This window comes from Alkalilimnicola ehrlichii MLHE-1 (assembly GCF_000014785.1).
In the GTDB taxonomy this organism is placed as follows: domain Bacteria; phylum Pseudomonadota; class Gammaproteobacteria; order Nitrococcales; family Halorhodospiraceae; genus Alkalilimnicola; species Alkalilimnicola ehrlichii.
On record NC_008340.1, the window covers coordinates 642,331 to 659,301 of the forward strand.

18 protein-coding genes and 4 tRNA genes are annotated in these 16,971 nt (G+C 67.2%); 11 read left to right on the top strand and 11 right to left on the bottom strand.

Going from position 1 to position 16,971, the window contains the following annotated elements:
* Positions 1–153 precede the first annotated feature (153 nt).
* Both MLG_RS03025 and folD read right to left on the bottom strand, forming a co-directional pair.
* Complete coding sequence (locus MLG_RS03025) at positions 154–531, bottom strand: PilZ domain-containing protein (protein WP_011628339.1); 378 nt, start codon at positions 529–531, stop codon at positions 154–156.
* A gap of 53 nt (positions 532–584) precedes the next feature.
* The gene (folD, locus tag MLG_RS03030; RefSeq protein WP_011628340.1) at positions 585–1,445 is read right to left on the bottom strand and encodes a bifunctional methylenetetrahydrofolate dehydrogenase/methenyltetrahydrofolate cyclohydrolase FolD; all 861 of its coding nucleotides are present in this window, start codon (positions 1,443–1,445) and stop codon (positions 585–587) included.
* Between the two features lie 193 nt (positions 1,446–1,638).
* Here folD and MLG_RS03035 point away from each other — a divergent pair.
* The 4 genes from MLG_RS03035 to MLG_RS03050 all read left to right on the top strand — a co-directional run bounded on the left by MLG_RS03035 (position 1,639) and on the right by MLG_RS03050 (position 2,035).
* A tRNA-Pro gene (locus MLG_RS03035) sits at positions 1,639–1,715 on the top strand.
* Between the two features lie 48 nt (positions 1,716–1,763).
* Positions 1,764–1,840: transfer RNA gene (locus tag MLG_RS03040), tRNA-Arg, on the top strand.
* A gap of 37 nt (positions 1,841–1,877) precedes the next feature.
* Positions 1,878–1,953 (top strand) — tRNA-His (locus MLG_RS03045).
* 6 nt (positions 1,954–1,959) lie between these two features.
* Positions 1,960–2,035, top strand: a tRNA-Lys gene (locus tag MLG_RS03050).
* Between the two features lie 87 nt (positions 2,036–2,122).
* Here MLG_RS03050 and lgt read toward each other — a convergent pair.
* Positions 2,123–2,923: a prolipoprotein diacylglyceryl transferase gene (lgt, locus tag MLG_RS03055; RefSeq protein WP_041717884.1), complete on the bottom strand. Its 801-nt coding sequence runs from the start codon at positions 2,921–2,923 to the stop codon at positions 2,123–2,125.
* Between the two features lie 511 nt (positions 2,924–3,434).
* On the opposite strand from lgt, the gene MLG_RS03060 reads away from it, so the two are divergent.
* A complete protein-coding gene (locus tag MLG_RS03060) occupies positions 3,435–4,541 on the top strand; it encodes a porin (protein WP_011628342.1) in 1,107 nt (368 codons plus the stop codon).
* 349 nt (positions 4,542–4,890) lie between these two features.
* On the top strand, positions 4,891–5,955 hold the full coding sequence (locus MLG_RS03065) for a porin (protein WP_011628343.1): 1,065 nt from the start codon (positions 4,891–4,893) through the stop codon (positions 5,953–5,955).
* A gap of 187 nt (positions 5,956–6,142) precedes the next feature.
* On the opposite strand, the gene grxD is transcribed toward MLG_RS03065, so the two are convergent.
* The 4 genes from grxD to MLG_RS03085 all read right to left on the bottom strand — a co-directional run bounded on the left by grxD (position 6,143) and on the right by MLG_RS03085 (position 9,999).
* Positions 6,143–6,472 carry a Grx4 family monothiol glutaredoxin gene (gene grxD, locus MLG_RS03070; RefSeq protein WP_011628344.1) on the bottom strand — a complete coding sequence of 110 codons (330 nt, stop codon included), beginning with the start codon at positions 6,470–6,472 and terminating at the stop codon, positions 6,143–6,145.
* 133 nt (positions 6,473–6,605) lie between these two features.
* On the bottom strand, positions 6,606–8,009 hold the full coding sequence (gene der, locus MLG_RS03075) for a ribosome biogenesis GTPase Der (protein WP_011628345.1): 1,404 nt from the start codon (positions 8,007–8,009) through the stop codon (positions 6,606–6,608).
* A 61-nt stretch (positions 8,010–8,070) separates the two neighbouring features.
* Positions 8,071–9,102, bottom strand: a complete 1,032-nt coding sequence (gene pyrC / locus MLG_RS03080; protein WP_011628346.1) for a dihydroorotase — start codon at positions 9,100–9,102, stop codon at positions 8,071–8,073.
* 45 nt (positions 9,103–9,147) lie between these two features.
* Positions 9,148–9,999, bottom strand: coding sequence for a sirohydrochlorin chelatase (locus MLG_RS03085; protein WP_011628347.1), 852 nt, complete (start codon positions 9,997–9,999; stop codon positions 9,148–9,150).
* Positions 10,000–10,139: 140 nt separating this feature from the next.
* On the opposite strand from MLG_RS03085, the gene MLG_RS03090 reads away from it, so the two are divergent.
* From MLG_RS03090 to MLG_RS03100, 3 genes are all read left to right on the top strand, one after another.
* On the top strand, positions 10,140–10,574 hold the full coding sequence (locus MLG_RS03090; RefSeq protein ID WP_011628348.1) for a DUF488 domain-containing protein: 435 nt from the start codon (positions 10,140–10,142) through the stop codon (positions 10,572–10,574).
* A gap of 27 nt (positions 10,575–10,601) precedes the next feature.
* Complete coding sequence (locus MLG_RS03095) at positions 10,602–11,090, top strand: hemerythrin domain-containing protein (RefSeq protein WP_011628349.1); 489 nt, start codon at positions 10,602–10,604, stop codon at positions 11,088–11,090.
* A gap of 164 nt (positions 11,091–11,254) precedes the next feature.
* A complete protein-coding gene (locus tag MLG_RS03100) occupies positions 11,255–12,463 on the top strand; it encodes an argininosuccinate synthase (RefSeq protein WP_011628350.1) in 1,209 nt (402 codons plus the stop codon).
* Positions 12,464–12,513: 50 nt separating this feature from the next.
* Here the strand turns inward: MLG_RS03100 and MLG_RS03105 are convergent, their stop codons facing one another.
* The 4 genes from MLG_RS03105 to MLG_RS03120 are packed head-to-tail and all read right to left on the bottom strand — an operon-like array spanning position 12,514 to position 15,620.
* On the bottom strand, positions 12,514–13,104 hold the full coding sequence (locus tag MLG_RS03105) for an LON peptidase substrate-binding domain-containing protein (RefSeq protein WP_011628351.1): 591 nt from the start codon (positions 13,102–13,104) through the stop codon (positions 12,514–12,516).
* Positions 13,101–13,748, bottom strand: coding sequence for a flavin prenyltransferase UbiX (locus MLG_RS03110; RefSeq protein ID WP_011628352.1), 648 nt, complete (start codon positions 13,746–13,748; stop codon positions 13,101–13,103). Before MLG_RS03110 ends, MLG_RS03105 begins: the two co-directional genes overlap by 4 nt.
* Positions 13,745–15,106: a UDP-N-acetylmuramate:L-alanyl-gamma-D-glutamyl-meso-diaminopimelate ligase gene (gene mpl, locus MLG_RS03115; protein WP_011628353.1), complete on the bottom strand. Its 1,362-nt coding sequence runs from the start codon at positions 15,104–15,106 to the stop codon at positions 13,745–13,747. Before mpl ends, MLG_RS03110 begins: the two co-directional genes overlap by 4 nt.
* Positions 15,107–15,134: 28 nt before the next feature.
* Positions 15,135–15,620 (bottom strand): hypothetical protein, encoded by a 486-nt coding sequence (locus MLG_RS03120; RefSeq protein WP_156774626.1) that lies wholly within the window; start codon positions 15,618–15,620, stop codon positions 15,135–15,137.
* Positions 15,621–15,790: 170 nt separating this feature from the next.
* Between MLG_RS03120 and ppa the strand changes: the two genes are divergently transcribed.
* Positions 15,791–16,318: an inorganic diphosphatase gene (ppa, locus tag MLG_RS03125; RefSeq protein WP_011628355.1), complete on the top strand. Its 528-nt coding sequence runs from the start codon at positions 15,791–15,793 to the stop codon at positions 16,316–16,318.
* A gap of 324 nt (positions 16,319–16,642) precedes the next feature.
* Complete coding sequence (locus tag MLG_RS03130) at positions 16,643–16,969, top strand: hypothetical protein (protein WP_011628356.1); 327 nt, start codon at positions 16,643–16,645, stop codon at positions 16,967–16,969.
* The last annotated feature ends 2 nt before the right edge of the window (positions 16,970–16,971 follow it).

Consider the following 16,971-nt stretch of genomic DNA (forward strand, 5'->3'; position numbering starts at 1 on the left):
CCTCGCGATGACGGGGGAAAGCCTTCGGCCCTCGCGATGACGGGGGAAAGCCTTCAGCCCTCGCGATGACGGGGGCGGGCCCCCACTGTCACTGCGAGCCCCCGAAGGGGGCGTGGCAGTCCATGCGGCGTTTGGATCGCCACCTCGCTGGTCTTACTCCTCCGGCGCCACCAGCTGCTCCAACTCCCGGTGGATCAGCTCCACATCGCCGGAGTTGGCCTCCAATAACTGGCGCAGCAGGGTCAAACTGTCCACATCGATGCGCTCGCACCGAAAGCCGATGACGCTGCCATGCAGGTGAGCCGGCTTCACCTCCATCCGCACCACATCCTGCTCGCTCAGCTTAAGCGTCAGGGCGTAGCGGGCGTCGCTGTCGGCGGTGCGCCCCCAGGCCGGGGGTACGGCGAGCAGCGCCCCCTTCATGGAGAGGTCCTCCACCTCGACGGGCACTGAGCCCTCCGGGCCTTCGAGCTCCGCGGGGGCCTCGAAGCGCACCCGGGTGAAGCGCCGGCGATCTGCGGGGTCGGTCATCTGGCGTCTCCTGGCCCGTGCCGAGGGGGAATGTCCCTCAACTATAGAGGGGTTCAGGCGCGGCTGTCACGGGCCTCGGCGGCGGCCAGGGTATTCGCCATCAGGGTGGCCACAGTCATCGGGCCGACGCCACCCGGCACCGGGGTGATCCAGCCGGCCAGCTCGCGGGCAGCGGCGAAGTCCACGTCGCCGGTGAGCTTGCCGGACTCCAGCCGGTTGATACCCACGTCAATGACCACTGCCCCGGGCTTGATCCAGTCGCCGGGGACGAAGCCGGGCCGGCCCACCGCGGCCACCACGATGTCGGCGGCCCGCACCCGATCGGCCAGGTTCCGCGTGCGGCTGTGGCAGATGGTGATGGTGCACCGGGCGTTGAGCAGCTCCATCGCCATAGGCCGGCCGACGATGTTGGATTGGCCGATGATCACCGCGTCCTTGCCCTCCAACTCGATGCCCGCGTGCGCGAGCATGGTCATTACCCCATTCGGGGTGCAGGGCCGCAGGCCGGGCAGGCGCAGGGTCAGGCGGCCCATGTTGACCGGATGGAAGCCGTCCACGTCCTTGTCCGGGTGGATGCGGTCAATGACCGTCTGCTCGTCGATGTGATCGGGCAGGGGCAGTTGCACCAGGATGCCGTCGATCTCGTCACGGCCGTTCAGCTCGTCCACCAGGGCGAGCAGCTCGTCCTGGGTGGTCTCTGCGGGTAGTTCGTGGGCGCTGGAGTGCATGCCCAGTTGCTCGCAGGCCTGGCGCTTCTTGCCCACATAGACGGTGGACGCCGGGTCCGCCCCCACCAGGACCACGGCCAGCCCCGGGCGCCGTCCGCCCCGTTCGACACGGGCCTCCACCTGCTTGCGTACCTGCTCCCGTAGTTCTGCGGCGATGGCCTTACCATCCAGAATCTGTGCGCTCATGCTGGGTTCCTGCTGATCACGGGTGGGGGTGTCCGCGGTGAACCACCGCGTCAGGGGGCGGATTTTGTCATGGCGGCGTGGTCGCCTCAACTTGGGGCGCGAAACTTGGGGGCGTAAATCCATTTGACCCGCCCCCGGGGCGGTTGTATTATTTGCCTCCCGATCACGCTGCCCGGGCAGCCGGGTATTGCAACGGGGTGTAGCGCAGTCTGGTAGCGCTCCTGCTTTGGGAGCAGGAAGTCGGGGGTTCAAATCCCTCCACCCCGACCAAATCCTGCGAACAGGCAGGGCCGAGTCGGCTGGGCCAGGGCAACACAAGCGCCCGTAGCTCAATCGGATAGAGCATCGGCCTTCTAAGCCGACGGTTGCAGGTTCGAGTCCTGCCGGGCGCGCCAGTTCCGGCCCCGCAGGCAGCGTTGTGTAAGCATTATGGTGGGCGTAGCTCAGTTGGTAGAGCTCCGGATTGTGGCTCCGGCGGTCGTGGGTTCAAATCCCATCGCTCACCCCATCTTCAGGGCCGTTAGCTCAATTGGTAGAGCAGCTGACTCTTAATCAGTAGGTTCAAGGTTCGAGTCCTTGACGGCCCACCACTCCCGGAAAGCCCGGCCGATGCCCTCGGCCGGGCTTTTTCGTATGCGCTGGCGGCGGATGGCCCGAATGCGGATCAGGCCGCCGGATCAATTCGGTGCCGCTTGTCTCCGCGCGCCCCGGTAGGCCAATGCCAGCAGCACGCCCCCGCCCAGGATCATCGGCAGCGACAGGACCTGCCCCATGGTCACCCAGCCGAAGGCCAGGTAACCGATGTGCTCGTCCGGGAGGCGCACGAACTCCACCAGGAAGCGGAAACTGCCGTAGGCCACCAGAAAGACCCCGCTCACCGCCATCGCCGGGCGCGGCCGGCGGGAGAACCACCAGACGATGAGGAACAGCACCAGCCCCTCCAACAGGGCCTGGTAGAGCTGGGAAGGATGGCGGGGGTCGGGGCCCAGTGGCGGGTAGACCATGGCCCAGGGCAGGTTGCTGGGCGCGCCCCAGAGTTCGCCATTGATGAAGTTGCCGATGCGGCCGAAGCCGAGGCCCGGCGGGATCAGCGGGGCGACAAAGTCGGTCATGCGGAAAAAGCCGCAGCCGAGGCGGCGCTGGAAGAGCCAGCAGGCAAGAAAGACCCCGAGCATGCCGCCGTGGAACGACATGCCGCCCTCCCAGAGGCGCAATAGCGAGAGCGGATCGGCCGCAAGCCCCCCCAGGTTGTAGAAGAGGTGGTAGCCCAGCTTGCCCCCCACCACCACCCCCACGGCGATGTAGAAGACCAGATCGTCCACCTGGGCGGGGGTCAGCGGGGAGTGCGGCCGCCGGGCGCGCAGGCGGCCGAGCCACCAGCCGGCGGCAAAGCCGAAGACATACATCAGGCCATACCAGTGAACGGCCAGCGGACCGAGCTGGATGGCGACGGGGTCGATATCGGGGTAAGTGAGCATGGGGGCATGATACCCGTTATGGCCGCCGCACCGCACGGCCATGGCACCCCGCGCGAGCCCTGCCGGCCGCTGCCCGGGCCCGAATCAACGACGAACGGCGCACCCGCGTCATCGCCAGGGCCGAAGGCCCGTGGCGATTCAGGGCGGTGGACTGCCGCGTCGGCTTCGCCTCCTCGCAGTGACGGTGGGGGCGCGTCCACCCAGCCCGGTTCTTCAGCGGGCGCGTTAGGTTTTGGGCTCTAGTGGCTGGTTGTCTTCCCTTTTTCCGCCACGAACAGGGTGTTGCGCGGATAAAACAGCAATCGTAGCGGGGTGAATCCGCCGAGTGTCGTTAAAAAACAACGCCAGGGCCTTAATTTTTTGGGTGTTTGGGCTTGCACACCCCTGGGGCATGTTGTATAAAAGGCCCACGTGACGTTGCCACGCGACATCACCAAGAAATGTTGCAATAAAGCAACAGACCCGAGAGGGAAGCGAAATTCGCCGCTAAGTTTCTGAGGAGAAACGCCCCATGAAAAAGATCATCACCTTTGCCGCCGCCGCGGCCATGGCCTCCCCGCTGGCCATCGCCACTGCTGCTGCTGGCGACCTGGACATCTACGGCCGCGCCCACATCTCCGTCGACCACCTGGACGACGACACCGATTCCAGCCAGTACCTGATGAGCAACAGCTCCCGTCTGGGTGTCCGTGGTTCCGAGTACCTGGGCATGGGGCTGACCGGTCTGTTCCAGTACGAGACCGCGGTGGATCTTGTTGACGGCGGTGGCAGTGGCCTGTTCGGCCAGGGCCGTGACAGCTACCTGGGTCTGACCGGCGACTTCGGTACCCTGCTGGGTGGCCGTCTGTCCGGTCCGCTCAAGAGCGCCGTCGATCGCACCAACGTCATGATCGACCAGCTGGGCGACGCCCACAACCTGCTGAGCACCGCCGTGACCCTGGGCGTGCCCGGCAACAACGTGCGGCACAACAACGTGCTGGCCTACGTGACCCCGAGCTTCGAAGGCTTCAACGCCACCTTCGTCTACGGCCCCCGCCAGGGCACCGACAAGGGTGACCGCTTCGTGATCCAGCCTGAGTTCAACGGCCAGGTCGGCGCCGGCAACCTGTTCGTCGCCCTGGGTTACCTGCGTGCCAACGAGGGCGTTGTAAACGCTGCGGCTGGTGCTCAGGTCGATGAGACCCACGAGGTCTGGCAGCTGGTCGCTGAGTATAAGGAGGCCGGCAACTGGCGCATCATGGGTGTCTACCAGGACTACAGCTCCAGCGACACCTTCGATCTGCTGTTCAACGGCAACGGCGATGACCGTGTCTACGGCATCGGCGCCGGCTTCTACATTGCCCCGAGCACCGAGCTGAAGGGCCAGGTCATGTTCTATGACGCCGACCGGTCCAACGCCGACTCCGACATGTTCGCCCTGGCGGTGGATCACCACCTGACCGACCGCACCAAGGTGTACGGTAACTGGGCCATGATCAAGAACGACGACAACGTCGCGCGGATCATGCACAACTACGGCCACGGCTCCGGCACCAACAACATTGGTGACGAGGGCACCACTCCTGCGCTGGGCGACGACCAGTGGGGCGTGTCCTTCGGTGTGCAGCACAACTTCTGATCGCGCTCCAGCGGTTGTGTGAAGGCCAGCCCGCGCTGCGCGGGCTGGCATGAAAAGGCGGCCACCCGAGAGGGTGGCCGCTTTTTTTTGACCGGTTTCCTCCGGTCACCTCGTGGCCACTGTGCCTTGGTGTTGCACTGTAGTGGTGCGCCTGCCGTGGTCGGGGTGGGTATCAGCACCATCGTTGGGCAAAAGCAACAGATCACGTGTTGCGGTGCAAAAAAATGCTTGCAGTCTGTTGCCAAAACCCCTAAAACAGTCCTCAGCAGTGAGGTGAGACACACGGTGGCCGTTGTGTTTTAGCAACACTCGCTGCGTCTCCACTGGCAAGCAGGCAAGGACTGACACTATGAAAAAGCGTTTCATTGCAGTATCCGCGGCGGCCCTGATGGCCTCCCCGCTGGCCGTCATGGCCGGCGACCTGAACCTCTATGGTGAGGCCCACCTCTCCGTGGATCACGCCGACGACAAGACCGACAGCAGCCAGTTTCTGGCCAGCCGGTTCTCCACCCTCGGGATCACCGGCTCGGAGTACCTGGGCATGGGCCTGACCGGCTTCTTCCAGTACGAGACCGAGGTGAACCTGACCGCGGGCGGTGATGGTCTGTTCGACGGCACCACCGAGTCCTTCCTCGGTGTGCAGGGCGGCTTTGGTACCGTGCTCGGCGGTATGCTGGACGATCCGCTGTTCGCCACCCTGGACGGGCTGGATCTCTTCGCCGACCGTGTCGGCAGCGTCCACACCATGGCCCGTCTGGATGGGGCCACCAGCCACACCAACGTACTGGCCTACGTCACCCCCGACTTCAACGGCTTCTCCTTCGCCGCTGTGTACGGCCCGGAGCAGGGCACCGACAAGGGCTCCCGCTTTGTCGGTCAGCTGGGCTTCGAGGGCGAGGTCGAGGGCGGCACCATCAGCGCCAGCCTGGGCTATCTCCAGGCCAACGAGGGCGTGGTCAACGCCGTGGCGGAGCTGGAGCCGGGCGACCCGGGCTACAACGACCTGAAGCTGAAGATCTGGCAGGCCACCTTCGGTTACGAGATCACCGACGTCTGGCGCGGTTTCGCCTTCTACCAGGACTACGGCTCCAGTGACGTGATGGAGGACGACAAGGCCTACGGCGCCGGCGTGGGCTTCATGGTCAGCCCGCAGGTGGAGCTGCTGGCTCAGGTCAGCCGTTATGACGCCGATGCCAGCCGCGAGGGTGCCACCACCTACGCCCTGGGTGCGGATTACTTCATCACCGACCGCACCACGCTCTACGGCATCGCCGGCATGACCCGCAACAAGAGTGAGCAGGCCCTGATGCCCACCGACGTGGACTACTACCAGGGTGCCGGCCCCGAGGGCATCAGCCCCGCCGCCGGTGACAACCCCTGGGTGGTCTCCCTGGGTGTGATCCACAGCTTCTGAGGCCACTGCCGGCCTACGGGCCGGGGACATGGACCGTCCACGAAGAACGCCCGCCTAAGTGCGGGCGTTCTTCGTTTCAGGCTCCGAGGCCCTGCAGTGATGACTGGCGACGGTGCTGTGACCGTCCTGAGGGGAACGGAAGGGAAGGGCGGGGCCGCGCCCTGCGTGCGGCGCGGCCAGGTGTGGCTCAGTTGCTGGCGCTTTCCGCGGCCTGGTCGACCATCTTCTGCAGATCGCCGCTTTCGTACATCTCCATGATGATGTCGCAGCCGCCCACCAGCTCGCCGTTGAGGTAGAGCTGCGGGATGGTCGGCCAGTTGCCGAACTCCTTGATCCCCTGGCGAATGGCCTCGTCCTGCAGCACGTCCACGTAAGCGAACTCCTTGCCGCAGCCGGCCAGCGCCTGCGCCGCGCGCATGGAGAAGCCGCACTGCGGCTGCTGGGGAGAGCCCTTCATGTAGAGCAGAATGGGGTTTTCCTTGACTTGCTTGGCGATGGTTTCCTGCACCTGATCCATGCTGTTCAACCTATCTCGTTGGGGAATGGTATGACCTAGCCTGATTCTAAGCCCAAGCCGCCTGAGTAAAAACCCAGCGGCTCACTCGAAAACCAAGTGTAACACTCAACTTTGTCATCCCCGCTAACTCCCCTCAGCGCTTGACCATCCGCATTAGCCGCTTGCGCCGGCGCTGCTGGCGGGGGGTGAGCTTATTGCGACGGCCCTCGTAGGGGTTCTCGCCGCTGCGAAACTCCAGCCGCACCGGGGTGCCGTAGAGGTCCAGCTCGTCGCGGAAGACGTGCTCCAGATAGCGTTTGTAGGCGCCGGGCAGTTTCTTCACCTGGTTGCCGTGGATGACGATGACCGGCGGGTTTTTGCCCCCCTGGTGGGCGTAGCGCAGCTTGATGCGTCGGCCCTGGACCAGCGGCGGGGCGTGGGCGGCCACGGCGTCGGCCAGGATCTCGTTGAGGATGGGGGTGGGCAGGTCGCGGCGGGCCGCCTCCAGGGCCTTGTCCACGGCGCCGAACAGCAGGCCGACGCCGGAGCCGTGCAGGGCCGAGATGAAGTGCCGGCGGGCAAAGTTGAGGAAGGTGAGCTTGCGCTCCAGCCCCGCCTTCACCGCCTCGCGCTGCTCGGCGGTGAGCCCGTCCCACTTGTTGATGGCCAGCACCAGGGCGCGGCCGGACTCCAGCACGTGGCCAATGAGGTGGGTGTCCTGATCGGTGACCCCTTCGCGGGCGTCGATTACCAGGATGACCACGTGGGCCGCCTCCATGGCCTTTAGGGTCTGGATGACAGAGAACTTCTCCACCGTCTCATGCACCCGGGCGCGGCGGCGCATGCCCGCGGTGTCAATGAGGGTGTAGGGGCGGCCGTCGCGCTCCAGCGGGATGAAGACGCTGTCGCGGGTGGTGCCCGGCATGTCGTAGACCAGCACCCGCTCCTCGCCCAGCAGCCGGTTGACCAGGGTGGACTTGCCCACGTTGGGCCGGCCGACGATGGCGATGCGGGTGGCGCCCTCGGCCTCCTCCACCTGGAGGGCCGCGTGAGCGGAGGTGAAGCCCTCGGGCAGGCCGGCCAGCACGTGGTCCATCAGCCCGGCGATGCCGCGGCCGTGGGCCGCGGCGATGGGCAGCGGCTCGCCTAGGCCCAGGGCGTGGAACTCCGCGGTGGCCAGCCGATGGTCCACACCGTCGGTCTTGTTGACCACCAGCCAGACCGGTTTGCCCTGGCGGCGGAGATGGGCGGCCAGTTCCTCGTCGGCGGCGGTTGGGCCACTGCGCCCGTCCACCAGGAACAGGATGGCGTCGGCCTCCTCGATGGCGGCCAAGGCCTGTTGGTGCATGCCTTGCTCGACCCCCTCCGGGTCGTCGCCCAGCCCGCCGGTGTCCACCACGATGTAGGGGCGCTCGCCCACCTTGCCCACGCCGTATTGCCGGTCGCGGGTGAGGCCGGGGTGGTCGGCCACCAGGGCGTCACGGCTGCGGGTGAGCTGGTTGAACAGGGTGGATTTGCCCACGTTGGGGCGGCCCACCAGGGCGATCACAGGGTCCATGGTGTCTCTACGCGGTCACGTGCCGTTGCGGGAGGGCAAGAATACCAGATGCAGCGGCGAGTCAGACGACCCGCCAGGCCACCTCGCCGCCGGCCCGGAAGGGCACCAGGGTGTCGTCGCCCATGGGGAAGGCCTCCGGAATGGGGGTGGCGGCCCGCTCCAGGGTGACGCTGTCGCGGTTGCGCGGCAGGCCGTAGAAGTCGGCCCCGTGGTGGCTGGCAAAGCCCTCCAGCCGGTCCAGGGCGCCGGCGGCCTCGAAGATCTCGGCGTAGAAGGGCAGGGCGGCGTGGGCGCTGTAGACGCCGGCGCAGCCGCAGGCCGACTCCTTGGCGCCCTTGGGGTGGGGGGCGCTGTCGGTGCCGAGGAAGAAGCGCGGGTGGCCGGAGGTGGCCGCTTCCACCAGCGCCTGGCGGTCGCGCTCGCGCTTGAGGATGGGCAGGCAGTAGTAGTGCGGGCGCACGCCGCCCACCAGCATGTGGTTGCGGTTGGCCATCAGGTGCTGGACGGTGAGGGTGGCGCCGACCCGGTCGGGGGCCTGGCGCAGGTAGTCCACCGCCGCCTGGGTGGTGATGTGTTCGAAGACCACCCGCAGCCGGCTGTGGCGCTGCACCAGCGGGTCGAGCACCTCGTCGATGAAGTGCGCCTCGCGATCGAAGATGTCCACCTCGTCGCGGGTGACCTCGCCGTGCACGCACAGCGGCAGGCCCCGCTCGGCCATGGCGGCCAGGGTCTCCTCGCAGCGGGCCAGGTCGGTGACCCCGGCGTCGGAGTTGGTGGTGGCGCCGGCCGGGTAGAGCTTGACCGCGTGCACGAAGCCGCTGGCCGCCGCCTTCTCGATCTCCGCGGGCGGCGTGTTGTCGGTCAGGTACAGGGTCATCAGCGGCTCGAAGTGCGCGCCGGCGGGCAGTGCCGCCAGGATGCGCTCGCGGTAGGCGGCGGCCTGGTCCACCGTGGTCACCGGCGGTTTCAGGTTGGGCATGATAATCGCCCGGCCGAACACCGTCGCGGTGTGGGGCAGCACGGTGGCCAGCTGCTCGCCGTCGCGCAGGTGCAGGTGCCAGTCATCCGGGCGGGTCAGGGTGATGCGTTGCACGGCGGAATCCTCGTCAAATGGCCCTGGAAACGGGCGCCAATGATACTAGGGTGGCGGGGTGGCGTCAGGTGCTGCGGGCGGCGGATGGATGACCGCCAGCCGGTCGGCCAGGATCTCCGGCAGCAACGGGTGCGCCCCGACCAGGGGCGTCATCACCGTCTTCAGCGCCGGGTGCCGGGCCTCGGCCTCGGCGCAGATGCGGGCGACGTCGCCGTCCGGGCCGGCATGTCGGCCGGGCTGCAGGAACATCATGGCGATCACTACCCGGCCGTGGTTGAACGGCGGCCGAGCGAGCAGCGTCTCCAGCAGCGGCTCGTTGAACCGGTGGGCCTCCCCCGGCCGGCGCTCCATGGAGGCGGGCACCACCCCGGCGACTCGCCCCTGCAACAGGATGCTGAGCTGTCCGGCCACGTAGTTGCGGACCTGGGCGACCTCCGGCGCCGGGCTGCCGTGGTCCACCAGGATGACGCGGGTGGCGGGGTCGTGGTCCACCGCCTGGACCGATTCCGCCAGGATGTGGGCAAGGCGTGGGTCGTGGCCGCGCTCCGGCGTCACCAGCGGCGGGGCCACCTGCACGTCCAGTTTGGGGAAGTGCTGCGACAGCGCCGCCACCCGCTCGGGCAGGTAGTCCGTGAGCGCCCGGCTCGGGCCGAAGAAGAGCGGCACGATGCGAAAATGCCGGGTGCCGGCGGCGGCCCGTTCCCGCAGGGTCGGCTCCAGTGTCCGTGCGGGCACCCCCTCGAGTGCGTCTTCCGGTGCCCGGTCGCTATGCAGCAGTGAGACCGGCTGCACCGGCTCGCCGATCCGTTCGCTCAGCGCCGCTGCCAGGTGGCGCAGGCTGAGAATGGACTGCGGACGGAGTGACCCGTTGTCGACCAGAAAAATCTCCGAGGCCATGGTCCCTCCCGGGGTAGCGGCTGCCATCGAACCATTGATCTTGCCCGCAGCGGGCGTTGCGGGCAATGCGGGGGTGGGGTTGTCCCCGGCAGTAAAAAATGTATATTGGGTCTATCTTCCTGCGGGGACGGACAGGCGCCATGGCGGGGGCGGTGAGACTCAAGCGGGTCTATGACCCAGCGGCACCGGAGGACGGCACCCGGGTGTTGGTCGATCGGGTCTGGCCCCGGGGAATGAAGCGTGAGGCCCTGCGCCTCGATCACTGGTTGCGCGAGTTGGCCCCCTCCACGGCGCTGCGCCGTTGGTTCGCTCATGAGCCAGAGCGCTGGCCGGCCTTCCGTGAGCGCTACCGCCAGGAACTCGCCGGTGCGCCTGAGGTGCTCGGGCAACTGCTGGCCTGCTGCCGCCGCGGCGATGTCACGCTGCTCTACGCCGCCCGCGACCGGGACCATAACCAGGCGGTGGTCCTGCGCGAGGTGTTGCTGGAGGCGCTGACCGCCGAACAGGCGGATGCCGAGCCCGCCTCCTCCCCCTGTTATGGCCGGGACTTCCCCGGCTATTTCGGTGAGGAATGACTAACTGCCATCCACCCGGAGCATCCCATGACCCCATCGACCCAATGCCCGACCGATTCGTCAGAGCTGCCGGAGGCCACCGGTGCCTTGATCGACTACATCCTGACCACCTTTCACGACGCCCACCGCCGGGAGTTGCCGCCGCTGATCGAGCTGGCGCGCAAGGTGGAGGCGGTGCATGCCGGCCATCCGCAGGTGCCCGCCGGCCTGGCCGATGCGCTGGAGGCGACGCGGATCGACCTGGAGGACCATATGCTCAAGGAGGAGAACGTGCTCTTCCCCTTCATGCGCCAGGGGATGTCGCCGCTGTCGGCGCCCATCGGGCGTATGCGCCACGAGCATGCGGACCATGAGGAGAGCCTGTTGCGGCTGCAGGCGCTGGCCGGCGGGTTCGAACCCCCGGAGGACGCTTGCGACTCCTGGCGCACCCTGTACGTCGGCGTGCGGCACCTGACCGGTGAGTTGCGCACCCACATGAGAGTGGAGAACGAGCTGCTCTTCCCGCGCTTCGAGTAGTGGGCCGGGCCGGAGGCCGGAGCGGGCGGGCGCTTGATTTGCGGGCCGCCTGCGGGGATGATGAGCCGCCTGATCATTCCATTCTTCCGGAGGCCTCCGGCGCGCTCGCGCGCGGGCATCCGGCCCCGTGGGGCACGGGGTACAGCACGAAGCGAAGGGGAGACATGAGCGACGTCAAGAAGGTGGTGCTCGCCTATTCCGGCGGTCTCGACACCTCGGTCATCCTGCAATGGCTGCGCGAGACCTACGACTGCGAGGTGGTGACCTTCACCGCCGACCTGGGGCAGGGCGAGGAGCTGGAGCCGGCACGCAAGAAGGCCGAGGCCTTTGGCATCAAAGAGATCTACATCGACGATCTGCGCGAGGAGTTCGTCCGCGATTTCGTCTTCCCCATGTTCCGGGCCAACGCCATCTACGAGGGTGAGTACCTGCTCGGCACCTCCATCGCCCGGCCGCTGATCGCCAAACGCCAGGTGGAGATCGCCCGCGAGACCGGCGCCGACGCCGTCTCCCACGGGGCCACCGGCAAGGGCAACGACCAGGTGCGCTTCGAGCTCGGCTACTACGGCCTGGAGCCGAACATTAAGGTGATCGCCCCCTGGCGCGAATGGGATCTCAACTCCCGCGAGAAGCTGCTGGCCTACGCCGAGAAGCACGGCATCTCCATCGAGGGCAAGCAGTCCGGCGGCTCGCCCTACTCCATGGACGCGAACCTGTTGCACATCTCCTACGAGGGCGGGGTCCTGGAGGACACTTGGACCGAGTGCGAGGAGGCCATGTGGCGCTGGACGCGCTCGCCCGAGGCGGCCCCGGACGAGGCCCAATATATCGACATCGAGTTTCAGGGCGGCGACCCGGTGAGTATCGACGGCGAGAAGCTCAGCCCCGCCGCGCTGCTGAGCCGGCTCAACGACCTGGGCGCCATGCACGGCGTTGGCCGGATCGATATCGTCGAGAACCGCTATGTGGGCATGAAGTCCCGCGGCTGCTACGAAACCCCGGGCGGCACCATCCTGCTGCGCGCCCACCGGGCCATCGAGTCCATCACCCTGGACCGCGAGAGCGCCCACCTGAAGGACGAGGTGATGCCCAAGTACGCCGAGTTGATCTACAACGGCTACTGGTGGAGCCCGGAGCGCGAGGCCATGCAGGCGTTGATCGATGCCACCCAGCGCCGGGTCAACGGCGTGGTGCGGCTGAAGCTCTACAAGGGGAATGTCATTGTGGTGGGACGCGATTCCGCGAACGATTCGCTGTTCGACCAGACCATTGCCACCTTCGAGGATGATCGCGGCGCCTACGATCAGAAGGACGCCGAGGGCTTTATCCGCCTCAACGCCCTGCGCCTGCGTATCGCCCAGCGGCGCGGCTGATCACCGTCGCCCGGCGGCCGGCTTCGGCCGGTCGCAGCGCCCGGCGCGGTTCAGTCCTCTGCGGTCTCGGTCTGGCGCAGGGCGTTGTGGAGCACGGCCAAGCGCTCCACCGGGTCGTCCAGCTCGAGCAGTTGTTGCCGGTCCTCCGGCGGGATGGGCAGCAGCTCGGCCAGCCGGCAGCTCACCCACTCGGCGTCGTCGAAGTCTCTCGGCAGCTCGGCCCAGGGGCCGCGTACCTGTTGCAGGATGCGCTCCAGCAGCGCTGCCAGCGGGCCGTGGACGGGGGGGATTGGCCGCGGCGGGGGTTGTGGCAACCATTCCACCTCGGCCTGTTGCAGCCCGTCGCGCTCCACGTGGCGGGAGACGATGCGGAAGCGCCGTTCGCCCCGCACCGTGATGCCCAGCAAGCCGTCGCTGCGCTTCTCCCAGTCGATGATCCGGGCCAGCGTGCCCACCGGGTCCGGGATGGCCGGCGCCCCGGTCTCGCGCCCGTCCACGATGCGGCAGACCCCGAAACCCCGGTCTTCGCGCAGGCATCGGGCCACCATGTCCAGGTAGCGGGGTTCGAACAGGCGCAGCACCAGGGGACCGCCGGGGAAGAGGACCGTCTGTAGCGGGAACAGGGGCAGGAGGGTGCTCACGATGCCCGCCCTCCGCCATGGGCCGTCGGACTGAGTCGCTCGCCCCAGGCCGGCAGCAGGCTCTGGGGGGCACCCAGTTGGTCGAGAATGCGCGCCACCACGAAATCCACCAGCGCCTCCACTGTCTCCGGTTGGTGGTAAAAGCCGGGATTGGCCGGCAGGATAACCGTGCCCATGCGACTGAGCCGAAGCATGTTTTCCAGGTGAATGTCGGAAAAGGGCGTCTCGCGCGGCACCAGGATAAGCCTCCCTCTCTCTTTTAGCACAACGTCCGCCGCCCGTTCGATCAGGTTATCGCTGGCGCCGGTGGCGATGGCCGATAGGGTGCCCATGCTGCAGGGGCAGACCACCATCTGGCGGGGTGCGCCGGAGCCGGAGGCCACGGGCGCCGTCCACTGGCGGTCACCGAATACCGCCAGCGGTGCCGAGTCGGGGAGCCGACAGGCCTCTAGCAGTCGCCGCGCCATGGCGCTTGGCTTGGCGGGCAGTTGCAGGTCGGTCTCCAGGCCCAGCACCACCCGGGCCGCCTCCGAGACCAGCAGGTGCACCGGGGTGTCCGCGTGCAGCAGACACTGCAGCAGGCGCAGCCCGTAGGGCATGCCGGAGGCGCCGGTCAGGGCCAGGGTGACGTGGCCGTGCATCATGCCGAGACCTCCCGGCCATCCAGGGCCGCCAGCAGGCGGCCGTGCAGACCGTCGAAGGCGCCGTTGCTCATCACCACCACCCGGTCCCCCGGGCGGGCCTGTTGCCGGATGCGCTGGACCAGCGCCGGCACGTCCTGCGCCACCTCGGCGGGCGGGGTGAGCCCGGCCAGGGCGTCCGCCACCGACCACTCCAGGCCCTTGCCCTGCAGGGCGAAGACGGCGTCGGCGGGGGCGAGGGCGGCGGCCAGCCGTTCCCGGTGGATGCCCATGCGCATGGTGTTGGAGCGGGGCTCCAGCACTGCCAGCAATCGCCCCGGGCCGGGCCGCATGGCCTCCAGGGTGGCGCGGATGGCGGTGGGGTGGTGGGCGAAATCGTCGTACACCCGCACGCCGCCGGCCTCACCCCGCAGCTCCAGGCGCCGCTTCACGCCGCGGAAGCCGGCCAGTGCGTCGAGCCCGGTGCTCAGTGGGACCCCGACGTGGCGGGCTGCGAGCAATGCGGCGGCGCAGTTGGCCGCGTTGTGCAGGCCGGGCAGCGGTGGTCGGGCGGTCAGCGGGGTGGCATCCCCGCCGCGCAGCACCATTTCGCCCTGCCCGTTGAGGTCGTAGCGCCAGTCGCAGTCGGGCCCGGTGCCCAGGCGCAGGGTGGGGGTCCAGCAGCCCTGGCCCAGGGTCTCGGCAACATTGGCCTGATCGCCGTTGGCGATGATCAGGCCGTTGCCCGGCACGGTGCGCACCAGGTGGTGGAACTGGCGCTGGATGGCGGCCAGGTCGGGGAAGATGTCCGCATGGTCGTACTCGATGTTGTGGATCACCAGGGTGCGGGGGCGGAAGTGGATGAATTTGGAGCGCTTGTCGAAAAAGGCGCTGTCGTATTCATCCGCCTCGATGACGAAAAACGGCCCGTCGCCGAGGCGGGCCGAGCGGCCGAAGTTGGTCGGCACCCCGCCCACCAGGAAGCCCGGGTTCAATCCGGCGTACTCCAGGATCCAGGCCAACAGGCTGGCGGTGGTGGTCTTGCCGTGGGTGCCGGAGACCGCCAGGACCCAGCGGTCGTGGAGGAGGTGCTCGCCCAGCCACTGGGGCCCCGAGGTGTAGCGCAGGCCCTGGTCCAGCACGTACTCCACCGCCGGATTACCGCGCGACAGGGCGTTGCCGACAATCACCTGATCGGGGGGCGGTTGCAGGTGTGAGGGGGCATAACCGGCCCGCAGGTCCACGGCCTGTTCCGCCAGCATGTCGCTCATGGGCGGGTAGATGCCCTGGTCGCTACCGCTCACCACGTGACCGGCCTCCCGCGCCAGCAGGGCCAGGCCCCCCATGAAGGTGCCGCAGATGCCCAGGATGTGTAGATGCATGGTTGCTCCTATCCGGTGCGCACCCGGTCTATTGTGCCAGGGCACTGACAATCTGCAGCACAATAATCATGTAGACCACCGCGGCCAGCACGCCGAGGCTGCGCCGCACGTCCATCGCCTCAGCAAAGACGTGCCCCAGCACCGCCAGGCGCCAGACCCAAAGGGTGAGGGCGGCCAGCAGCAGCCCGGCGCCGGCCTCGTCCACCGCAGCCACCTGGAGTTGGATCAGCAGCATGGGCAGACTGAGCAGCAGGTCGGTGCCGAACACCGCACTGGCGGTCTGGTTGAAGCGCGGGAGCAGCCCGCGCCAGTAGAGGGCCAGGTAGACAAGCCCCAGGGTCACGATCATAGCCGCCAGCAGTTGCAGTTCCACCGGGCCCGGTTGCGGCAGGATCCCCGCCGCCAGATAGCCGATGCCGACGCTGCCGGCGATGAGCAGGATCAACAGGTTCCGCGAGGCGGACAGCTCGGCGGGACTGGCCCGAAAGACGAGAATGCGCAGCAGTGCACGCAAGTTTTCCACGAGAAAAGGCATAGTCTTGAGACACGATCCGAATGGCGGTCAGGCGGGAGCGGCTGGTTTATCCCGCAATGCAGCAAAAGTGAGCCTGATCCTTTATACTCCCCCGTATCCCGCGCCCGGGCAAGGCTCGGGGTCCAGAAACAATCACGAGGAGAGCGCACATGATCCTGGAACGGGTAGGCCCAGGCGAGAAAGCCCCAGAAGAGATCAACGTCATTATCGAGATCCCGTTGCGCGGTGAGCCGGTAAAGTACGAGGTCGACAAGGACAGCGGTGCCATGTTCGTCGATCGCTTCATGGGCACGGCGATGCACTATCCGTGCAATTACGGCTACATCCCCAACACCGTGTGTGACGACGGCGATCCGGCCGACGTCCTGGTTATCACCCCCTTTCCGGTCATCACCGGTTCGGTGATCAAGTGCCGCCCCATCGGGGTGCTCAAGATGACCGACGAGGCGGGCGAGGACGCCAAGGTCCTGGCCGTGCCGGTGGGCAAGCTCACCGCAATGTACGACGACATCAAGGGCCCGGACGACCTGCCGAAGCTGGTGCTGGATCAAATCAGCCACTTCTTCGAGCACTACAAGGACCTGGAGCCCGGCAAGTGGGTCAAGATCGACGGCTGGGAGGGGGCCGAGTCCGCGCGGGAGGAGATCCGCGCGTCCATCGAGAACTACCAGGGCTGAGACCGGCATTCAGTACCGGCGGACGGGGGAACTTCGTGTTGTTTCCCCGCTGTCGGCTTTATTTGCCTGAGGTTTAAAAAAAAGTTGCCGAAGTGGGTTGGCCAACTTTATTTTCGGTCTTACACTAATACCAAGGTCTGTCTCAGGAGATTGCGATGCCGTCCTCCCGGACGCTATTTGCCCATCCTGACGGCCAGGGTAACGCAGAGTGGTGACAGTCTGTTGGACTTGGCATGACAAGTTCGTATACTGCGCCATTCCATTCAAAGACAGGCGACTCGCCGCTGCCCCCGTTAGGGCAGCGACCAGCTAGAGGTGGTGATCATGGCCCGCGCCATGACGGCAGATCAGCTGCGTAGTGAGAACGAGGCCTTTCGGTGTACCGCCGGCGTCAGCCAGCACAACCGTAAGGAGGGGTTTCGTCCGGCCTTTCTCGACAGTGAGACCGGCGTGGTCTATCTGTCGCGGAACCGTGACGGCACCCTGGCACCCTTCCACCGCCTGGACGGTTTGCCGGAGGAGCTGGTTTGGCGGCGCGACGAGCACGGTCGCGTGCTGGCCGTAAAGCCCTCTCTCGTCTCCGGATTCGAGCGCGACGGTCACTTTTTCACCCGTGAGCAGGCCGCCTGTCTGGTCATCGACGCTGGCTGAGT

Coding starts and splice junctions, on each gene's coding strand:
- MLG_RS03025 (WP_011628339.1), bottom strand. CDS start 531: ATGACCGACCCCGCAGATCGCCGGCGCTTCACCCGGGTGCGCTTCGAG.
- folD (WP_011628340.1), bottom strand. CDS start 1,445: ATGAGCGCACAGATTCTGGATGGTAAGGCCATCGCCGCAGAACTACGG.
- lgt (WP_041717884.1), bottom strand. CDS start 2,923: ATGCTCACTTACCCCGATATCGACCCCGTCGCCATCCAGCTCGGTCCG.
- MLG_RS03060 (WP_011628342.1), top strand. CDS start 3,435: ATGAAAAAGATCATCACCTTTGCCGCCGCCGCGGCCATGGCCTCCCCG.
- MLG_RS03065 (WP_011628343.1), top strand. CDS start 4,891: ATGAAAAAGCGTTTCATTGCAGTATCCGCGGCGGCCCTGATGGCCTCC.
- grxD (WP_011628344.1), bottom strand. CDS start 6,472: ATGGATCAGGTGCAGGAAACCATCGCCAAGCAAGTCAAGGAAAACCCC.
- der (WP_011628345.1), bottom strand. CDS start 8,009: ATGGACCCTGTGATCGCCCTGGTGGGCCGCCCCAACGTGGGCAAATCC.
- MLG_RS03085 (WP_011628347.1), bottom strand. CDS start 9,999: ATGGCCTCGGAGATTTTTCTGGTCGACAACGGGTCACTCCGTCCGCAG.
- MLG_RS03090 (WP_011628348.1), top strand. CDS start 10,140: ATGGCGGGGGCGGTGAGACTCAAGCGGGTCTATGACCCAGCGGCACCG.
- MLG_RS03095 (WP_011628349.1), top strand. CDS start 10,602: ATGACCCCATCGACCCAATGCCCGACCGATTCGTCAGAGCTGCCGGAG.
- MLG_RS03100 (WP_011628350.1), top strand. CDS start 11,255: ATGAGCGACGTCAAGAAGGTGGTGCTCGCCTATTCCGGCGGTCTCGAC.
- MLG_RS03110 (WP_011628352.1), bottom strand. CDS start 13,748: ATGATGCACGGCCACGTCACCCTGGCCCTGACCGGCGCCTCCGGCATG.
- mpl (WP_011628353.1), bottom strand. CDS start 15,106: ATGCATCTACACATCCTGGGCATCTGCGGCACCTTCATGGGGGGCCTG.
- ppa (WP_011628355.1), top strand. CDS start 15,791: ATGATCCTGGAACGGGTAGGCCCAGGCGAGAAAGCCCCAGAAGAGATC.
- MLG_RS03130 (WP_011628356.1), top strand. CDS start 16,643: ATGGCCCGCGCCATGACGGCAGATCAGCTGCGTAGTGAGAACGAGGCC.